Raw genomic sequence first — 19653 nt, forward strand, 5'->3', positions numbered from 1 at the left:
GTTATACATTTTAGGAAAACTTTGTTATAATAGAAGGCAAAGACTGATAGCGAATATAGGAGTGGGGTTATTATGGCAAATGAACAGGAACTCAATGAAAAAAATGAGTACTTTGAATATGTTGAATCACGCATTGAAAATTTAGAAAAACTGATTTTGAAGAAGGATGAAGAATTAAAATCGCTGATCCTCAGAACAGTCCAGGGTGGTCCAGCACAGCCCGATAAAAATTTTCAGCAGGAAAAGTCACCACGATCTGATCCGGGGAATTTCGAGCGTGTGTTTGAAGATTTGAAAGAGGAAGAAACCCGATTTTTAAAAAACGAGGGTGAGATTCCTAATTATCAGGCTGAGGAGCTCAATAACCAACTGGCTAATATCGAAAAAAGGGAAAAAATGGTTCAGGATATGCTGGATTCATTGGGGACAGCCCTTGCTATTCTGAAAAAACGTCATGAAGAAGTGAATCGAAAAGAAGAAACCCTGAATCGCGAGTATCAGAAGCTTCAGGAAATTGAAGCGCTATATCGGAGCGCAGAAGGTTTGGACGGCTTGAATTCAACCTTTGGCCAGGTTTCAATCGACGGCGGAAGTTCGCGCGAAAACCGCAGAACCGCCCCCGAAAATGACAGCAAGGAGTGATTTGATGAAATTAAGTTTTGGTAAATGCTGGGGTCTGTTGATTTTTGATATCGTTGGATTAGCGATTTCCGGTTATGCTTTTTTATTGGGATATCAGGTAATAATGACACTTGCCAACGCAAATGCCTATATTATTCTGATGGGTTTTTTTGTGGGGATTAAGGTTATCATCTTAGCCTTGTATGATTTAAACAGGAACATGCTGCGGAAGAATATTCCCTTTATCGGCGGCGGGATTACAATTCTCGGCAACGGCATCATTTTTGCGATGTGCTTTTTTCTGATCCCCGATGTACCGCTGACATTGTTTATTGGTTTAGCCATTTCAGACTTCCTGATCATCACCCTCTGTCACCTGCTCTGGTGGGTTCTCATAGGTAAAGATGATAATTATTCGAATGATCAGAAATCAGTAAAAGAAGAGCGAACACCTAAACAGAAAAATAAAAAAGCATCAAAAAAAGACCTGAAAAATGAACAGAAAAACGAACCGATAAAAGTGGATAAAAATTCAGGAAAAAAAGTGAAAAGCGAGAAAAAAACCTGGCTGTCGCGAGATGATGAAGAAGAATCCGAGTATGACAGCATTTTTACCAGTCTGCTGGAAAACGAAAAAAAAGGACAGCAACGCTATGTTGAATCGCCCAGAGCTGATGAACCGAGGGTTGTTGAAGAAGAAAAGCGTTATCAAACCAGTGACTTTCTTAATGAAATCAAGGAAAATTTAAAAAAAGAAAATAAAGCACCGTTGGAGCAAACCGCAACGCAAGTGGAGTCAGCGATGAAACCGGCAAAGCAGGAATTTACCCCATCGCCAGTAAGAATGCCAGCGAGCTTACCTGCCATGGAATCAGCACCGAAAAAAGAAGCGGTGCTTGAATCAACGCCGTTAATGAATAAGCAGATAATTGCAGAAACCATGATACTTCCATCACAGATATCGGAAGCGACAAATCCGATTTTACTGCAGAACAGCACGGATCTTTTTGGTGAATTGCCAACGATCAAAGAAAAAAAATCGGATTTACCCAAAATGGAGACCTTGAACTTAAACACTTCCGGAACAAATGAATCCGAAATGGGTGATAATGAAGACGGTTTTCTCTCAATTGAGCGTCGGCTGGGCTATCTATTTCATGAAATTGAAAAATCCATGAAGGAAACCCAATATCTGCAAGGGGCAATCAGTGAATTCCAGAAGGAAGTGGAAAACTATCAACCCATTGCTGGCGATGAAAAAATTGTTGCGGCCGGGAATTTGATTCGGGAAAAACTCAAAATGATCATCGATAAACAATTCGTTGTGGATGAGGTTCTGGATGATCTGATTCGCCTTTCTAAACTGATCAATAAACGAATCAATGATTTGGATGTGATTGAAGCGGGACTAAATCAGCGCAAGATCGCATTGGATCAAAAAGATTTACTATTAGTTGAAGCCCGAAACCGGAACCCGGTGGAAAAAGAAGTGGAGATTCGCCCAGAAGAAGTGGTGCTGGAGAATCTGGATGCCGAGTTTATCGTTGCTGAAGGTGACTACGAATCGATCCGGAAATATTTAACCGAGAATCCGGAAGAATAGATTGGGATTAATTCTACTTAAAAAAATAGAACAGATGTAAGCGCTGGACTTGTACGAGTCTGGCGCACACTGGAAATCAAATCGCCATATCCTATCCCGAGCAATAATTGGGGAAACATTAACCATCCTTTTGTTATAATCGATGGTTTTTTTTATTGCGAATTTTTAACAAAAATGATATACTGCTACCTGTATAAAAGTGGGTGTATTGGCTAAAGATACATCAAAACTTATTATTATTAGGAGGAAAAGAAATGAAAAGAATCGCAAAGCTCGGTGTTTTGGTAATGGTAGCCGTTATGGTTTTATCACTTGCAGCTTGTTCCGGTGGAACAACAAAAACTAGCAGTGATACAAAGAAATATGTAATCGCTACAGATACAACATTCAAACCATTCGAGTATGAAAATGAAAAAGGTGAGCGTGTTGGGATTGATATTGATCTTTTAGCCGCCATCGCCGCAGATCAGGGTTTCGAATATGAGTTGAAAGCGGTTGGCTTTGATGCTGCCTTAGGTGAAGTATCAACTGGTCAGTCTGATGGTATGATTGCGGGAATGAGTATTACCGACGAACGTAAAAAAACCTTCGACTTTTCTGACCCATACTTTGATTCCGGTGTCGTTATGGCCGTTTCATCGTCAAACAATACCATCAAGACCTATGCCGATCTAAAAGGACAAAAAGTTGCTGTCAAAACAGGAACTGAAGGAGCAACCTTTGCCGAGTCAATTAAAGATCAATATGGTTTTACAACTGTTTCCTTCCCGGATTCAGCCAACATGTATGAAGATGTAAAAGCCGGAAATTCAGTGGCTCTGTTTGAAGACTATCCCGTAGTTGGTGATGCAATCGCCAGCGGTGTGCCACTTAAAATGGTTACAGAGATGGAAAAAGGCAGCTCTTACGGCTTCGCAGTAAAACTGGGTCAAAATCCTGAGTTGATTGAAATGTTCAACACCGGTTTAGCCAACCTGAAAGCCAATGGAAAATATCAGGAAATACTGGATACATATATCAAAAAATAATCTGTTAGAAAAAATTTAACACGTTATTAATTTTGAAATCATCTGTCAGCAGCTTTGCTACTGGCAGATGATTTCTCTAAGTTATCTAAAAGTGTTTACTTGCGTGATTGTTTCTGAGTGAGTAAAGACTGTTGGACAACCGGAACCATAGAAGGAGGTTGACGTGAGTATACCAGCATTAATTGTACAGTATTGGCCCCGCCTGCTGGCAGGATTGGCCTTAACGGTTGAAATTACAATCATTTCCCTTATTTTAGCAGGTATTTTAGGCATGGTTTTCGGACTTTTGTCGGTATCAAAGAGAAAAGGCTTAAGAGCAATTGCGCTTGTTTATGTGGATATCGTCCGGGGTACCCCATTATTGGTTCAGGCGTTTTTTATCTATTTCGGGATTCCGGCGGCCTTGGGCATCCAATCAGATCCGGTTGTTTCCGGCGTAATTACTCTAAGCTTGAATGCCGGTGGTTATCTGGCGGAGATTGTTCGAGGTGGGATCGAATCCATCAGCAGAGGTCAGATGGAAGCGGCCAGGAGTTTGGGTTTGCCTTATGGGATGGCGATGCGGAGTGTCATTTTACCCCAGGCGATCCGAACCATGACTCCAGCGTTGATCAATCAATGTATTATTACCCTCAAGGATACGTCACTACTTTCGGTTATTGGCGTGACCGAATTGACCCAAACCGGACGGCTGATTATTGCCAATAATTACCAGTCCTTCGAGGTATGGGCGATCGTAGCAGTGATGTACTTTATCATTATTATGATCTTATCGAAGATTTCAAAACGTATTGAAAGGAAAATGTCTTATGGGAAAAGTAAAAATTAAAAATCTCAAAAAGAATTTTGGTGATTTAGAAGTCCTGAAGGATATTAACCTGGAAGTTAAAGAACGGGAAGTGATCTGTATTATTGGCGCTTCTGGCTCAGGGAAAAGTACCTTGCTGAGGTGTATTAATGCTCTCGAAGATGCCAGTAGTGGTACCATCGAGGTTGATGGCAATGACATTACCAGGGCCGATGGTAATATCAATAAATATCGACAGGATATTGGGATGGTTTTTCAACAGTTTAATCTTTTTCCGCATATGACGGTGTTGAAAAATATCTCCTTCGCACCAGTGGCGCTTAAGCTCAAAACCAAAGAAGAAGCCGAAGAAACAGCACTGAAACTGTTAAGAAGTGTTGATCTGGAAGAAAAAGCCAATGTCTATCCAGAACAGCTATCGGGAGGGCAACAGCAACGGGTAGCCATTGCCCGGGCACTGGCGATGAACCCGGATGTCATGCTTTTTGATGAGCCGACTTCAGCCCTGGACCCCGAAATGGTGGGGGAAGTTTTAAATGTAATGAAGCAACTGGCCAAAGATGGCATGACCATGATCGTCGTTACCCATGAAATGGGATTTGCCAGAGAAGTTGCCGATCGGGTAATTTTTATTGATGAAGGTTTTATCGTCGAAGAAGGTCCTCCCAGTGAAATCTTTGGTAATCCCAAAAACCAGCGAACCATCAATTTCCTGAATAAGGTCTTGTAAGTGCGATTGTTTTATTAGATTCAGATTACCAGGATACTAAATAATCAATGCAAACCATCTCGTGAGAGGTGGTTTTTTTTGGGCCGGTGGTAATGATTTCACTTTGAGGGTATAATTGAGTATAGAGTTTCAGAGAGGGGATTAAATAGCGATGGTGATGATTAAAGAACGGTTAATTAATTGGTTTGACTGGGTTAAAACAAGGGTAATGGAAAACAAACAGAGGACCGGGGCGCTGCTGTGTACCCTCCTTGCGCTGATTGGCTTTTTTTTGCCATTTATGAGTGCCAAGGCCGATGTCTCGGTAGCGGGGATCATGAACAATCCCGTGGCAGTGATTAGTCCTGAATATGATATGATCAATTTTACCTTAAGTGATTTTGTCTGGCAGGAACCGATTGACGAATTTGAAATCTATGGGGTGCCACTGGATAACGTCAAAATATTGGATCAGTCGGTGCTGGAAATACTACGAAATCCGCTGCCGGATCAGGGCTACGTCAGCAGTGTGAATGACGCTTTATCAAGCCCGGCGCTGGATTATCTGGTCGATCCCAAGGTTCAGGAAATTGTCGCCACCCGGTTTAGTAATGGGGCAAATATCAATGCCATTCTTGGTGATCTATGGACGATGATTCAAAGCGCCAGAAATATTGCCGGGAAGGTTAATGATGTGACCATCCAGGCCCGGCAGTCGATGGATCAGGTCAATGCTGCAATGGCGACCATCGATGGTTATAAAGCCACCGCCAATGGTGGGGTACTAATCCTATTTCTGGTTTTAATTGGTTTAGTGGTGCTCATTTTATATAAACGGGCCAGTATCAAGCTGGTTATTTGTATTTCGGGATTATTAGTGGCTCTGTTTATAGCAGTTGGTATCGTTACTGCAGTTGCCAATAATAGCATTAATGAGCAGCTTGTCAGCCTGGCAAGTCAGGTAAATAATGGCATTATGGATGTTATGCGAGCCATCTTAACTGGAACATTTGGCGACGTCGGAACATTTATTGCCAATTATATTAACGGCCAGGCCAATTTTCTGGTCATGTCATTTGCGCTCCAGTTGGAAGCCGGGTATTGGATTAGTTTGCTGGGCCTGTTGGGGACCTTGATACTATTGATATTGACTGCCCGAAAAGAGCAACGGATCAAAGTGGAAACGGAAATCCAAACTGAGTTGGACGAATCGGTTTTAGCAGAAGAAATTGATGAAGCGATTGAAGCTCAGGAAGACCGGCAGGCAGGCTTATTAAACGAAGTCAGCGAAAGGGCAGATGCGGAACAAAGGGCAGTGAGTGGTGAAATTGAAAAGTAATTCATGCCATAACAATAATTCAGGATAGAAAAAAAGGATGATCCGCGGATCATCCTTTTGCTTATTCAACTAATTGAGAGATCTTGATACTTTTGGTATGTTCGATGGGTTCCCAGATTTCAATCGGTTTGATAAAACACAACACATTAATGGGAATCCAGGAGGCCAGATAAAACCAAAAAGAGAAAACCGAAATATTGTTAATCTGACGGATTTTTTTGCCTTCCAGCCATAACACCATAGCGGTAAAGACCACGCTGAAGAGGACCCCGCCAATGGAAAAGAGAATGGCAAAGCTCAATGCGTTGGACCAGACACTGGTGGTGATAAATAGCATCCCCAAAATGATAAAGGAACAAATGGTATAAATGCAGGTCAGTACTTGCATAAAGGGGGAAACCAGAAACATCAGCATATCCATGGCACAACGATTTTTATCCTTGACCACGGCGTCGATGAGCTGTTGCGAGTACTGATTAAAACACTGAATGGTACCAGTCGACCAACGTTTACGCTGCGACCAGGATTGATCAAAGGTAATCGGGTGCTCGTCATAGGTAACCGCCTCGGGAACCCAGGCGACCCGGTAACCCTTGATGATGCATTGGGTAGTGAATTCGATATCTTCAGTCAGGCTGAAAGTTTTGAATCCTTCTTTTTTGATGACATCGGCATGCATCATAAATCCGGTTCCGTTTAAAGTAGCAGACCAGCCCAGCTTATGGCGAGCCAGGTTCATAAAACGATTCAAAGTCCAGTAAAATACTGATTGGCAGCCGGAAATCCAGGAATCATCGGGGTTTTTACTGTCCCGGTAACCCTGGGCAATTTTTTCGCCCGATTCAAGAACGTTATTCATTGAGGTAATAAAATGTTTATCGACCAGATTATCGGCATCAAAAACGCAGAAGGCATCATAGACATCATTTTCGGCGAAAATATAATCAAAGAATTGCGAAAGGGCGGCACCTTTGGATTTAACTTCGGCCGTACAGGTCATAATCTTGGCACCGTGCTCAAGGGCTACTTCTTTGGTATTGTCAGTGCAATTATTGGGAATAACATAGACATCCATCAGTTCTTCCGGATAATCCTGTTGATGAAGACTTTCGATCAGATTACCAATAACCGCCGCTTCATTTCGGGCGGCAACCACCACAGCAATGCGGTTTTTGGGAGGGGAGAGTACATATTTATTGTGTTTGGTATACCCAAATACTCCGATACCTAAGTAATAGATACCATAAATAAAAAACGGGATGCCTAAAATAAATAACAGAGTAAAAATTTGTGAAACCATCTCTATTTAATTTCTCCTTCATATTAAGTTATATCGGTGATTATCAAAGCCGGAAACAAATTGTGTTGTTCGGTTCCAATAACTACCGGATATAGTATAAATGCTTTTTCTTCATGACACAACCACCAGGAATTGTCATTCATGGTGGTTGTGTGAGTTTATGTTCGTCGCATTTAAGTTCCTTCATTTTAACACGAAACAGAGTATTTATCAAGGATTGGGGTTGTTTCCTGAAAACGAGACCATTGTTTTTTTAAGGTTATTCAAAGGTTTGTATTGCTTTTGCGTATTTATAAATCCTCTAAATTATCTTTAATCAGGCGGGTCCGGGGCATTTCGGTTTTATGCATATTGGCAAAATATCCCCACAGCATAATCAATCCGATTGGCCAAATCAGGAGACTCCAAACAACCAGCCACCATTTGGAATAATAAAATGGTTTTTTTCCGACGCTATCTGTTACTTCATTTTCTGCCATCATATCTAATTTATCTTCTAACATTGTCACATCCTCCTTTTTTCTTTGTTGAACTATAGATACCCTAAAACTGCGAAAAACAACAATAATCAAAAAACTTAAAAAACTAAAGGGTTCATTTTTGATTCATATTGAATGCTTAAAATAGAGCCATGAAATAAAATCAATGGTTGGAGGATCGACTTGAAAAAAGGAAAAACAAACAAGTTTATAATTGGCAGTGTGGTTGGAGTGTTGTTGATTGTGGGAGGATTTGTGGGATATCAGGTTTTAGCAAATTCGGCGAAAGATCAGTTTACCGCGACACCTGCTTTAGTAGGTAATATTGTCAATGACAACCGTTTTTCAGGGGTAATTGAGAGTCAGTCCCGGGAAGATGTCATGGCCGCCAGTGCTCTGGAAATAAGTGAGCTCTACGTCAGTGAAGGAGAACTAATTGCTGAAGAGACAGATCTTTATGAATCGGTTTCGGGGGATCTTGTCACCTCAACCGTCGCCGGGGAAGTAGCCGAGATTTATTACGATGAAGATGAAACCGTGGCGGCTGGCGGGAAAATTATGGAGATTGTCGATTTTGCTAATCTTCAGGTCAGTATCAAGGTGGACGAATATCAATTGGCCAGCTTAGCAGTGGGAGCGCCGGTCACCATCAATATCGACAGTATTGGGCGTAGTGTTCAGGGATCGGTCAGCGAAATCAGTCGGGAAGCAAAGAACGAAAATGGGGTGGCTTATTTTACCGCCATCGTTGATTTTCAGGGCGATGCACAGATTCGCATTGGGATGAATGCGGAAGTGGTCATCGTTAAGGAACAAGTTGAAAAGGCAGTGACGGTTCCGGTGGATGCGATTCAATTTGGCGCTGACAACGAAAGCTATGTCCTGATCAAAGGCGAGTCGGAAAATGCTGAGCAACGTCCGGTAACTACCGGAATAACCGACGGCATCAATATCCAAATAATAGAAGGTCTTGCCGAAAATGAGGTGGTTTTTATTCCCATGATGACAACCCCTGAGACCTCAACCTTTCAGCGACCGGAAACCGGTGGTGAACTCTAATGCCTGAAAAAATACTGGAAATGAAAAAGCTCGTCAAGACTTATATCATGGGTGAAGAGGAGCAGATGGTTTTAAAAGGCATAGATCTGGATATCAATCGTGGCGATTTTCTTTCGGTGCTGGGACCGTCCGGTTCAGGAAAATCGACCTTAATGAACATTATCGGCTGTCTGGATGTCCCCACCAGTGGGACCTATTATCTGTCTGGAGAATTGATTCGCGATCTGCCTGAGGTGGATCTTTCCCATATCCGTAACCGCGAAATCGGTTTTATCTTTCAGCAGTTTCAACTGTTGCCACGGTTATCAGCCCAGAAAAATGTGGAGCTGCCACTTATTTATGCCGGGGTGCCCGAGAAAGAACGGCAGGCCCGCAGTGCTCATATTCTGGAACGGGTGGGGCTGGCCGATAAAATGAACAACCGCCCCAATCAGTTATCGGGCGGTCAGCAGCAGCGGGTGGCCATTGCCAGAGCGCTGGTCACCGAGCCAACCATTCTGCTGGCCGATGAACCCACCGGAGCCCTGGATCAACAGACCGGTCATCAGATTATGGCGCTCTTTAAAGAACTTTATCAGGAAGGAAAAACCATCGTGATGATCACCCATGATGCTGATGTGGCTAAAAACGGCAGCCGCATTGTCCGGATTGTCGATGGGAATCTCAGTGAGGGGGTGTACAATGCTTAAGGAAAGTATTAAAATGGCATTAGAAAATATCGTCAGTAATAAGATGCGATCCTTTCTCACGATGCTGGGCATCATTATCGGAGTGGGATCGGTGATTGCGCTGATCACCATTGTTTCGGGAGCCACCAGCACCGTCACCGATCAGGTAGCTTCGATGGGGGCTAATACAGTGACCGTCCAGGTTCAGGGAACACCATTGAAACAGGGGCTGACCCAGGGCGATGTCAACAAGATCGCTGAACTGTCAAACATCTCTGGGATTGCCCCAACCATTTCCGGTCAAACCACAGTGGCCTTTGACGGCAATACCATGGATGAGATTACCCTTCAGGGAAAAAATGATGTGTACTTTGAAAACACCGAAGATGTCATCTCATCGGGACGCATCATTAATACCATTGATACCGAAAATAAAAGCCGGGTGGCGCTGATTGGAAATGACATTGCCAATGAACTCTATATCGGCAAAAATCCCATTGGCCAGGAAATTAAAATTGGCGGCATTGCCTATCATGTCATTGGGATCTTACAGGAATCGGATAGTTTTGCTTCTGCCGATACCAACAGCTCGGTAATCATCCCCTATACCACCGCCATGGGCGTGGTCGGGGCCAAATATATTAACAGCATGACCGTCTATATTGCTGATGAGGCGCTGGCCGATACCACCACCCGGCAAATTGAAGGGGTCTTAACAAAAGCCTTTAATGGTGACGAAGATGGTTACTCGATCGTCAACATGCAGAGTATCCTCGAGACCATTGAAGAGATGACCAGCATTCTGTCGATGATGCTGGCGGGGATCGCCTCGATCTCACTGGTAGTCGGGGGCATTGGCATCATGAACATGATGCTGGTTTCGGTCACCGAACGGACCAGTGAGATCGGTTTGCGCAAGGCCCTGGGAGCCGAGCCGAAACAGATTCAACTCCAGTTTTTGATTGAGTCAGTGGTACTCTGTCTGATTGGTGGCATCATTGGCTTTATCCTGGGAGTCAGCCTGGCCTGGGTGGTCGCCAATCTGATCGGAACCAGTTTTGCTCTGACGGCCTCCACCGTTTTATTGGCGATCGGCTTTTCCGCCGCCATCGGTGTGGTTTTTGGTTTTATGCCGGCCCGCAAGGCTTCCCGGCTCAACCCGATTGATGCCCTGCGAAGTATTTAGGGAAGAAAATAGGAGAAAGAAATGTTCAGTATTTTAATTTGCGAGGATGACAATCACATTCGCCGGCTATTTCGGGATACCCTGGAGAAAGAAGGCTATTCGGTCTTTGAAGCAAGCGACGGCGTCATGGCGCTGGACGAGCTGGGGAAAAATCATATTGATCTGTTAATCACCGATGTGATGATGCCCTATATGGATGGCCATGTATTAACCAAAACCCTACGGGATGGGGGCTTAGAGCTCCCCATCCTGATGATCACCGCCAGAGAAAGCATCGATGATAAAAAAACCGGTTTTAAAGCCGGCACCGATGATTATATGGTCAAGCCGGTGGACATGGATGAAATACTGCTGCGGGTTTTTGCTTTATTGCGGCGGGCCAAAATAGCCAATGAACAGCGACTGGTGGTAGGAAAAACGGTTCTGGATTATGAAGCCTTGACCTTAAGCATTGGTGATGAAACGACTACCCTGCCCAAAAAAGAGTTTCTGCTGCTGTTTAAACTGTTATCGGCACCCAACCGGATTTTTACCCGGGCGCAAATTATGGATGAGATATGGGGCTATGAAAGTGAAAGTGATCACCGTACCGTGGATGTCCATATCAAACGGTTACGGGAAAAACTGGAAAACAATCGTGATTTCGAAATCATCACCGTCAAAGGCTTGGGCTATAAAGTCCGGGTTTTATAGTCCGGGATAAGGAGTCATATGAAAAATAGAATTTTTCATTCAATTTACACAAAATTTCTGGTGACCTTTTTAGGAGCGCTTTTCTTCTCATCCACCTTAACCTTTGGGGTGATTTATTGGTCCCAGTTGGGCAATATTCTCGATCAAATCCGGGTGGAGTTGGTTAACCAGGCTCAGGCGGTTCAGACTCTGAATCAGGAGCAGTTGAGTGATGAAGCAATCACTGATTTATATGCCCAGGGAATTGTGGTGTCCCGGATTGTTGCCAGTCTGGATGAAGCGGGGGCGGCGTTGTCTGAAGAGGAACGTGAAAAACTTGAACGGGGCGAGATTGTTTACCTGATTTCCCACCAAGGTCACGATTTTCCGATGGCGCTGGGCAAGTTGACCGATGGTTATGTCGTTACCATGCCAAATCTGGAAAAAAATCAAATTGCCGGCTTTATGAACCTTCAACGCACGACCATGCTGGTAACCCTGCTAATCGGATCAGTGCTGATTGTCATTGCCGTAGCGATGATTGCCAAACCGATAAAAGCCGTTTCCGAAGCCACCAAAAAAGTCGCCGACGGTGATTTTGATATCCGGCTGAAGGTACGGGGAAAGGATGAGCTGGCGGTGTTGGCTCAAAATTTTAATATCATGACCACAGCGCTATCCCGAAACGACTATATCCATCGGGATTTTGTCAGCAATGTTTCCCATGAATTTAAAACCCCGATCGCCTCCATTAAAGGTTTTGGAAAGCTCTTGAAAGATCCTGATATATCCGAAACCCAACGGCAGGAATATATCGATATTATTGTCGATGAAAGCGACCGGCTGTGGAAGCTGTCGGCCAATGTCTTAAAACTGTCGGAATTGGAAAATGGCGTTTTGGGGTTGAAGAAAGAAGCCTTTGCGCTGGATGAATCAATCCGGCGAGTGGTGTTGCTGCTGCAGGAAAAGTGGGAAGCTAAAAATATCGATCTGGATATCCAGTTGGATGAAATTACCTACCAGGGTGATCAGGAACTGATGGCCCAGGTTATTATCAATCTGTTGACCAATGCGATTCACCATAGCCCGGTCGCTGGCGAAATCAGGATTGATCTCCATCAAACGGCCAAAGAAATTACAATAACAATAGCCGATACCGGAAAGGGCATTAGTAGGGAAGATCAGGAAAAAATATTTGATCGTTTCTACAAGGCCGATCAATCCCGCAGTACCCCCGGTACCGGGTTGGGACTTACCATTTCTCAGCGCATCGTTGGCCTTCACGGCGGAACCATTGCTGTGGAAAGTGCGCTGGAAAAGGGCAGTACCTTTTTTGTCAGACTACCCCAATAAAATGTAAATACGTCAAGCACCCGTCAGGGATAAAAAGTTCAGTCAGCTTTGCTGCTAAAACTTGCTTTATCAAGACGGGTGTTTGGCTTGTTACGCCGCAGGCGCTGATAAAACCAACGACAAAATTAGATTGTCGCTGGAATTTATAATTAATTATATTGAAGTTGATGCCAAAATAATATATCATGAAACTGATTTTTATAATTTATATCAAAACAAAAGGATGTTGGCTGATATGACAATGTATGATTCGCTTACTGTTTTATATTCGATCGGGCTGATTATTTCAATCACCTGCATCATTGGTGTGGCTCTTCAAAAACCTTCCGATGAGCAAAAACTGATGCTGCTAATTTCTTTTTTTGCTTTTTTAATATCATTGGGATACTGGTTTGGCATTCAGTCCAATTCGGCCGAAGCTGCTATTATGGCTTATAAACTGATGTACCTCGGGGGATGCAGCCTCTATTTTTTAATGGTCTTGTTTTTCGTCCGCTATTATAAAATAAAAGCGCCAAAACTGTTTTTCCCTATTTTTGCGCTGCTCTGCATCTTGCTTACCGGCGCCACCCTGACGATGGACCAGCATCACTGGTTTTATCAAAGCTATACCTTTGCTTATGAAACCGGTGTCCCCGTACTGATCAAAGAATACGGAATTCTACATACCGTCTATATGGCACTGGAAGCCGCCGTGGCTCTGGGTCTGATTGTGATGGTGATTTATCAGAGTAGCAAACGGAAAGACAAGGAAAAGTGGGAACCTTTTTTGTTATTGGCGGTGCCTTTAATTCCAGCTCTGATTCATATTGGCAAATTATATCTGCCAACCCAAATTGACCTGGCCTCCATCGGCATTTTGATTTCGGAACTCTTATTGATTGTGCTGATCTATCGGCTGAAGATCTATGACATTAACGATACCGCCAAACAGTTAATCATCGATTCCATGGATGATGCGATTATCGTGGTCGACCACAATTATCTCTACAAAGAAGTTAATGAACAGGCCATTGTCCTGTTTCCGGAGTTTGCCAGAGCAAAGAAGGACACAGAGCTGGCGGTCATATCGCCGGCGCTGGATCAGACTCTGAAAGAAGAGGATGCCAGCTTGTTCTATCTTGAAAGCCGGGTTTATGAACCTCATGTCAAGACGATCCGCCGGAATAACCAGATCAGAGGTTATGTGATCTGGTATCTGGATGTCACCGAAGCGGAAAAACGTAAGGAACTGGTACTCAATTATCAACAGGACCTGGAAAAAGAAGTGGCTCTGAAAACAGCCCGAATTGAAGAGATCCAGGAACAGATCATCATCAGCTTTGCCAATATTATCGAAATTCGGGATACCATCACCGGCGAACATGTCCGACGCACCAGTCTCTATGCCGAGAAAATCGCTGCCGTACTGCTCCAAAATGGCGACTATCCGGAGTTCGTTAATGAGCGGTTTATCCGGTTACTTTATACGGCCGCGCCGCTTCACGATGTGGGAAAAATCATGGTTTCCGACAGCATCTTGAACAAGCCGGGAAAACTGACCGAAGAGGAATGGGTGTTGATGAAAAAGCATGCTGAGCACGGTCAGAACATTTTAAAAAAAGCCCTGGCCAGGATTCAGGATGTGGATTATTATAATATGGTCTGCGAGGTGGCCATGTATCATCACGAACGATGGATTGGCGGCGGTTATCCGGAAGCCCTATCCGGTGAGGAGATTCCCCTGAGTGCGCGGATTATGGCGATCGCTGATGTCTTTGATGCCCTGACTTCGGCACGACCTTACAAAGACATTTACGACTATGATGCCGCTTTTGAAATTATCAAAAAAGAACGGGGCCTTCATTTTGACCCGATCCTGGTTGATGCCTTTTTGTCGATTCGGGAAGAAATTGAAGCCGTCGCAAACCAACAGGATAATTAAGGAATTTAAAAAAGGGAGCTTTCCGGATCATCAGCGATGATCTGGAAAGCTCCCTTTTATTAGGGATAGCTAACTAGTATTAACGAGTGTTATTAATTAGTTTAACAGGGATGCATCTTTTTGCAGGTCCTGGGCCAATTCATTTTCCAGTTCCTCCGCTTTCTCAAACTGTGAGTTGTAAAGTTTAGCATAGAAACCATTCGCCGCCAGCAGATCGAAATGATTGCCCTGTTCAACGATGTCGCCTTCATTCATAACCAGAATCAGGTCGGCATTTTTAATGGTGGATAAGCGGTGGGCGATGACAAAGCTGGTACGCCCTTCCATCAGGTTGTCCATGGCTTTCTGGATCAGCACCTCGGTACGGGTATCCACCGAGCTGGTAGCTTCATCGAGAATCAGGATTTTAGGATCAGCCAAAATGGCTCGGGCAATCGTCAGCAGCTGTTTTTGTCCCTGGGAGACATTACTGGCTTCTTCATTTAAGAACATGTTGTAGCCATCTGGCAGGGTGTGGACAAAATAGTCCACCTGGGCGGCAATAGCCGCTGCTTCCACCTCGGCATCAGTGGCATCGAGACGGCCATATTTGATATTGTCGCGGATGCTGGCATTGTAAAGCCAGGTGTCCTGGAGCACCATCCCAAAGAGGCTGCGCAGATCGCCGCGGCTGAAATCTTTGATATTATGACCATCCACCAGGATCGCCCCGGATTCCACGTCATAAAAACGCATCAACAGCTTGACGATGGTCGTTTTGCCGGCTCCAGTGGGACCAACAATGGCAATTTTCTGCCCTTCTTTGATGTGGGCGGAAAAATCTTTAATAACCGTTTTGTCAGGATGATAACCAAAGTTCACGTGGTCAAAATCAACACTGCCGGAAATCTTGGTGAGATCAAAAGCGGTGGCGCTTTCTTCCACTTCTTCCTCTTCATCGAGAAAGGTAAAGACCCGTTCAGCGGCGGCCGTGGTCTGCTGCAGGATATTGGAGATATTGGCAATCTGCGTAATCGGCTGGGTAAACTGGCGGACATATTGGATAAAGGCCTGAATATCCCCAACGCTTAAGCGACCATTGACGGCCAGATAACCTCCGAGAATACAAACCGCCACATAGCCAAGGTTGCCAATAAAGTTCATCATTGGCATCATCAGTCCGGACAGGAATTGTGATTTCCAGGCTGAGCTGTAAAGGGTGGTGTTATAGTGGTCAAAGGTTTCAAAAGAAGAGGCTTCGCCATTAAAGGCTTTAACCACGTTGTGACCGCTATACATTTCTTCCACATGACCGTTAATATGGCCCAGATAGGTTTGTTGTTCGCTGAAATGGGGCTGGGACTTTTTCACAATATTCACCACAATCACAAATGAGATGGGGACAATTAACAGCGCCACAATCGTCATTTGCCAACTGATTGAGAACATCATAATCAGTATCCCGACCAGGGTGGCCACCGAGGTAATGATCTGAGTAACACTCTGGTTCAGGGTCTGATTGACTGTTTCAATATCATTGGTCAAAAAGGAAAGAACCTCGCCATAGCTGGTTTTGTCAAAATATTTAAAGGGTAGACGATTAATTTTGGCAAAAATATTTCGTCGTAGTTGATAGGTTACCTTCATCGAAATACCGGTCATAATATAGCCCTGAATATAAGAAAACAGTGCGGCGATGACGTAGAGGCCAAGGAGCAGGAGCAGGATCTGACCAATATAGTCAAAATCGATGCCTTTGCCATTATCGGCAATCATATTCATAACCCCTTCAAATAATGCCGTAGTGGCATTTCCGAGGATTTTGGGACCAACAATCATAAAGACGGTGGAGGCAACCGCAAAGATCAGCACAAAAAAGAGACTGATTTTATAGGCCGATAGATAACGGGCCAGTTTTTTAAGGCTGCCCTTAAAATCTTTGGGTTTTTCGCCAGGCATCATGCCGCCGGGGCCCCGGCCCATTCCGCCGCCGCCCATATTGCCGCGTTTTGGTGTTTTGATATTATTTTTTTCGCTCATATGTTCAGTTCCTCCTCTGATAATTGTGAGGATGCAATTTCCTGGTAGGTGGCACAGCTTTTTAACAATTCATGATGGGTTCCTTTACCAACCACCCGGCCGTGATCCAGAACGATGATCTGTTCAGCATGCATAATCGTGTTGATCCGCTGGGCGACGATGAGCACCGTACTGTTACCGGTGTATTCTTTTAAAGCCCGTCGCAGCGCCACATCGGTTTTGTAATCCAAAGCCGAAAAGCTGTCATCAAAAATGTAGATATCCGGTTTTCGCACCAGGGCCCGGGCAATCGACAGCCGTTGTTTCTGGCCGCCGGAAACATTGCTGCCGCCTTGGGCGATTTCCCGCTCAAAGCCGTCCGGACTGCTTTCGATAAAGTCATTGGCCTGGGCGACCTGGGCGGCAATGGCCAGGTCAGCTTCATTGGCCAGGGGATCGCCATATTTAAGATTGGAAGCGACAGTGCCGGAAAACAGGACTCCCTTTTGGGGAATATAACCAATTTTTTCCCGCAGATCGTGTTGGGTGACCTCGCGGATGTCGATGCCATCGATTTTAACGGCACCGGAGGTGACATCGAAAAACCGCGGAATCAGATTAATCAGGGTTGACTTACCCGAACCGGTGGAACCGATGAAAGCGGTCGTTTCGCCGGGCTTAGCCACGAAGTTGATATCATGAAGGACATCCTCCTCAGCCCCTTCGTAACGGAAGGAGACATGGTCGAAAGTTAGGGTGGTCTGGGCGTTCATCGGCAGTTTTTTTGGTGCGGCGGGATCGACAATGCTGGGTTTGACTGCCAGCACTTCCTGAATCCGATCACCGGAAACAGCGGCCCGGGGAATCATGATAAACATCATCGACATCATCAGGAAGGAGAAAATAATCTGCATGGCATATTGCATAAAGGCCATCATATCACCAACCTGCATGGCCGAAGCGGCAATTTGCTGGGCTCCGACCCAAACAACCAGCAGGGTCATCCCATTCATGATAAACATCATGGTTGGCATCATAAAGACCATGACCCGGTTAACAAAGAGGTTGTTGGCGGTGGTGTCCTGGTTGACCTGATCAAAACGATTTTCTTCAAAGTTCTGATTGCCGAAAGCCCGGACGACCATCAGACCGGTCAGGCTTTCCCGGGTAACCAGGTTCAGTTTATCAACCAGTTTTTGGATCAGCTTGAAGCGGGGCATGGCAACAGCAAAAACGACACCAATAATCAGCATCACCGCGATCACTGCGACGAGGATAATCCAACCCATCGAGGTCGTCCGTCGGAGCGCCATAATAATCCCACCAATGGCCAGAATCGGAGAATAAATCAGAATCCGAATTCCCATAATCAGTATTGTCTGGATTTGGGTAATATCATTGGTGTTACGGGTAATCAGTGAAGCGGTTGAAAACTTATCAAACTCGGTATTGGAGAAGCATTGCACTTTGCGAAAAACATCCCGGCGCAGACTTTGCGAAACCCCGGCGGCAATTCGGGCCGAAAAAAAGCCAACGCCGATGGCCGCTAAAATAGCGATTAACGAAAGCAGCAGCATCATCGCGCCAATTTTTAAAATGTAAAGATTTTGAATCGCACCAACGTCAACTCCCAGTTCATTATAGAATTGTTTGGTGAATTGGACGGCTGTCTGAACCTGCATCGATTCCGGGGTCTGGACGGCCTGCTCCCGGGCCTCGTCAAAGGTGGTCGGCGGCAGCTGCGTCAGCATTGGCAGGATCGCATAAACCTGGCTAAAATCGAGGTCAGTCATGCTTTCGGTAGTGCTGGTATCGCTGGCACCGGTATCCAGTGAACGCATGTAATTGATAAAGGTCCAGGTGGCGGCGCCGAAGATCGGATCCAGGGTATCAAAGGTTTCGGTACTGGCATCGGTCAGGACATGAATCGGCTCGGTTTCCAGCGCCGGGAATTTTTCCAGGGTGGCTTGATAGTCGGGATTGGTGGTGTCATCCGGACTCATCAGCAGATAGTTATCGGCTACGGTTTGTTGATCGGCGGGGTTCATAAAGGTCGTCATCAGGGCATAGCCGTCTTCGCTGATGGCTTCGGGAGTGGCGTGTTCGATCCCGTTCTGCTGGATTCCGACATTGACAATGTCAGACATGTAGTTGGGCAGGTTCAGGTCAGAAATGGCCTGGACAAATAGCAGTACCAGGGTGATGAAGAGGACCCCGAGATAGGGTTTTAAATAACGTGAGAGCTTGATCATGTGGTTTTCCTTTCTGTTTTTTCTGGTTGTTCCGGGTCGCAGTGGTTTCGATCAATCTGATCAAAGGCGAACGCTAATTTGTCCAATAAGCGTACCAGTGCCTGGGCATCTTCTTCACCCAGCAGGGTGGCCGCTTCATCATAGATTTGGAAGCAGGACTTAGATACATCGGTTTCCAGATGTCGACCGGCCTCGGTGAGGTTAACGTAAACCAGGCGGCGATCCTTACTGGATGCAATCCGTTCGACATAACCATGCTTTTCCAAAGTTGAGATCGTTTGAGAAACGCCGGGCATGGAAATGGCGGTTTCCCGGCTCAGCTGAGAAATTTTCACGCCGGGAGCCAGCGGGAGATTGTTTGTCTGGGCTTCTTGCTGTTCTTGTTCGTACATTTTTTTAAGGGTTTTTAACATAAAAAATTCATGAGGTTTAAGATCTTTCATCAGGCATTTATGAATGCGTCCCATGCTTGATTTTTTAATACGATGAAAAGCCTTAAATAGTTCGTGTCCGTTGATATTCAATGATAGCTCCTTTCATAGGTTAATGTTTAAGTAGAATAATATTTAATCTAATTAAGTATTGTTAGTATAACTCAAAAATATGAAGTTGCAAGAAAAAATTCAAATTGAAAAGGTTTAGCTAAAAAAATAT

Annotated in this window: 17 protein-coding genes; 12 read left to right on the top strand and 5 right to left on the bottom strand. The window is 44.8% G+C overall.

The features are described 5' to 3' along the window. The first annotated feature begins 72 nt into the window (after positions 1–72). The 6 genes from A3KS_RS0101810 (at position 73) to A3KS_RS0101835 (ending at position 6108) form a co-directional block, all read left to right on the top strand. Complete coding sequence (locus tag A3KS_RS0101810; RefSeq protein WP_026393440.1) at positions 73–642, top strand: hypothetical protein; 570 nt, start codon at positions 73–75, stop codon at positions 640–642. A gap of 4 nt (positions 643–646) precedes the next feature. After that, a complete protein-coding gene (locus A3KS_RS0101815; protein ID WP_026393441.1) occupies positions 647–2224 on the top strand; it encodes an APC family permease in 1578 nt (525 codons plus the stop codon). Between the two features lie 254 nt (positions 2225–2478). Next, complete coding sequence (locus A3KS_RS0101820) at positions 2479–3252, top strand: transporter substrate-binding domain-containing protein (RefSeq protein WP_026393442.1); 774 nt, start codon at positions 2479–2481, stop codon at positions 3250–3252. 163 nt (positions 3253–3415) lie between these two features. After that, positions 3416–4081 (top strand): amino acid ABC transporter permease, encoded by a 666-nt coding sequence (locus tag A3KS_RS0101825; RefSeq protein ID WP_026393443.1) that lies wholly within the window; start codon positions 3416–3418, stop codon positions 4079–4081. Further along, positions 4062–4790: an amino acid ABC transporter ATP-binding protein gene (locus A3KS_RS0101830; RefSeq protein WP_026393444.1), complete on the top strand. Its 729-nt coding sequence runs from the start codon at positions 4062–4064 to the stop codon at positions 4788–4790. Before A3KS_RS0101825 ends, A3KS_RS0101830 begins: the two co-directional genes overlap by 20 nt. 151 nt (positions 4791–4941) lie before the next feature. Continuing rightward, positions 4942–6108 carry a hypothetical protein gene (locus tag A3KS_RS0101835; RefSeq protein WP_026393445.1) on the top strand — a complete coding sequence of 389 codons (1167 nt, stop codon included), beginning with the start codon at positions 4942–4944 and terminating at the stop codon, positions 6106–6108. A gap of 61 nt (positions 6109–6169) precedes the next feature. On the opposite strand, the gene A3KS_RS0101840 is transcribed toward A3KS_RS0101835, so the two are convergent. Both A3KS_RS0101840 and A3KS_RS0101845 read right to left on the bottom strand, forming a co-directional pair. Then, the gene (locus tag A3KS_RS0101840; RefSeq protein WP_035354904.1) at positions 6170–7408 is read right to left on the bottom strand and encodes a glycosyltransferase family 2 protein; all 1239 of its coding nucleotides are present in this window, start codon (positions 7406–7408) and stop codon (positions 6170–6172) included. A gap of 290 nt (positions 7409–7698) precedes the next feature. After that, positions 7699–7911 carry a hypothetical protein gene (locus tag A3KS_RS0101845; RefSeq protein ID WP_026393447.1) on the bottom strand — a complete coding sequence of 71 codons (213 nt, stop codon included), beginning with the start codon at positions 7909–7911 and terminating at the stop codon, positions 7699–7701. A 159-nt stretch (positions 7912–8070) separates the two neighbouring features. Between A3KS_RS0101845 and A3KS_RS0101850 the strand changes: the two genes are divergently transcribed. The 6 genes from A3KS_RS0101850 (at position 8071) to A3KS_RS22240 (ending at position 14749) form a co-directional block, all read left to right on the top strand. Then, positions 8071–8946, top strand: a complete 876-nt coding sequence (locus A3KS_RS0101850; protein WP_026393448.1) for an efflux RND transporter periplasmic adaptor subunit — start codon at positions 8071–8073, stop codon at positions 8944–8946. Beyond that, positions 8946–9635 (top strand): ABC transporter ATP-binding protein, encoded by a 690-nt coding sequence (locus A3KS_RS0101855; RefSeq protein WP_026393449.1) that lies wholly within the window; start codon positions 8946–8948, stop codon positions 9633–9635. The genes A3KS_RS0101850 and A3KS_RS0101855 overlap by 1 nt, the downstream gene beginning before the upstream one ends. Further along, on the top strand, positions 9628–10800 hold the full coding sequence (locus tag A3KS_RS0101860) for an ABC transporter permease (RefSeq protein ID WP_026393450.1): 1173 nt from the start codon (positions 9628–9630) through the stop codon (positions 10798–10800). Before A3KS_RS0101855 ends, A3KS_RS0101860 begins: the two co-directional genes overlap by 8 nt. A 21-nt stretch (positions 10801–10821) precedes the next feature. After that, the gene (locus tag A3KS_RS0101865; protein ID WP_026393451.1) at positions 10822–11493 is read left to right on the top strand and encodes a response regulator transcription factor; all 672 of its coding nucleotides are present in this window, start codon (positions 10822–10824) and stop codon (positions 11491–11493) included. Positions 11494–11511: 18 nt separating this feature from the next. Then, a complete protein-coding gene (locus A3KS_RS0101870; RefSeq protein ID WP_051355592.1) occupies positions 11512–12825 on the top strand; it encodes a HAMP domain-containing sensor histidine kinase in 1314 nt (437 codons plus the stop codon). 235 nt (positions 12826–13060) lie between these two features. Beyond that, a complete protein-coding gene (locus A3KS_RS22240) occupies positions 13061–14749 on the top strand; it encodes an HD domain-containing phosphohydrolase (protein WP_169727684.1) in 1689 nt (562 codons plus the stop codon). A gap of 96 nt (positions 14750–14845) precedes the next feature. On the opposite strand, the gene A3KS_RS0101880 is transcribed toward A3KS_RS22240, so the two are convergent. The 3 genes from A3KS_RS0101880 to A3KS_RS19745 are packed head-to-tail and all read right to left on the bottom strand — an operon-like array spanning position 14846 to position 19523. Continuing rightward, entirely contained in the window at positions 14846–16768 is a 1923-nt protein-coding gene (locus A3KS_RS0101880; protein WP_026393453.1) for an ABC transporter ATP-binding protein, read from the bottom strand. Beyond that, the gene (locus tag A3KS_RS0101885) at positions 16765–18999 is read right to left on the bottom strand and encodes an ABC transporter ATP-binding protein (RefSeq protein WP_026393454.1); all 2235 of its coding nucleotides are present in this window, start codon (positions 18997–18999) and stop codon (positions 16765–16767) included. The genes A3KS_RS0101880 and A3KS_RS0101885 overlap by 4 nt, the downstream gene beginning before the upstream one ends. Beyond that, complete coding sequence (locus A3KS_RS19745) at positions 18996–19523, bottom strand: MarR family winged helix-turn-helix transcriptional regulator (RefSeq protein WP_051355594.1); 528 nt, start codon at positions 19521–19523, stop codon at positions 18996–18998. Before A3KS_RS19745 ends, A3KS_RS0101885 begins: the two co-directional genes overlap by 4 nt. Positions 19524–19653 lie beyond the last annotated feature (130 nt).

Origin of the sequence: Acetobacterium malicum subsp. dehalogenans DSM 11527, from assembly GCF_000472665.1 — a bacterium.
In the GTDB taxonomy this organism is placed as follows: domain Bacteria; phylum Bacillota; class Clostridia; order Eubacteriales; family Eubacteriaceae; genus Acetobacterium; species Acetobacterium malicum.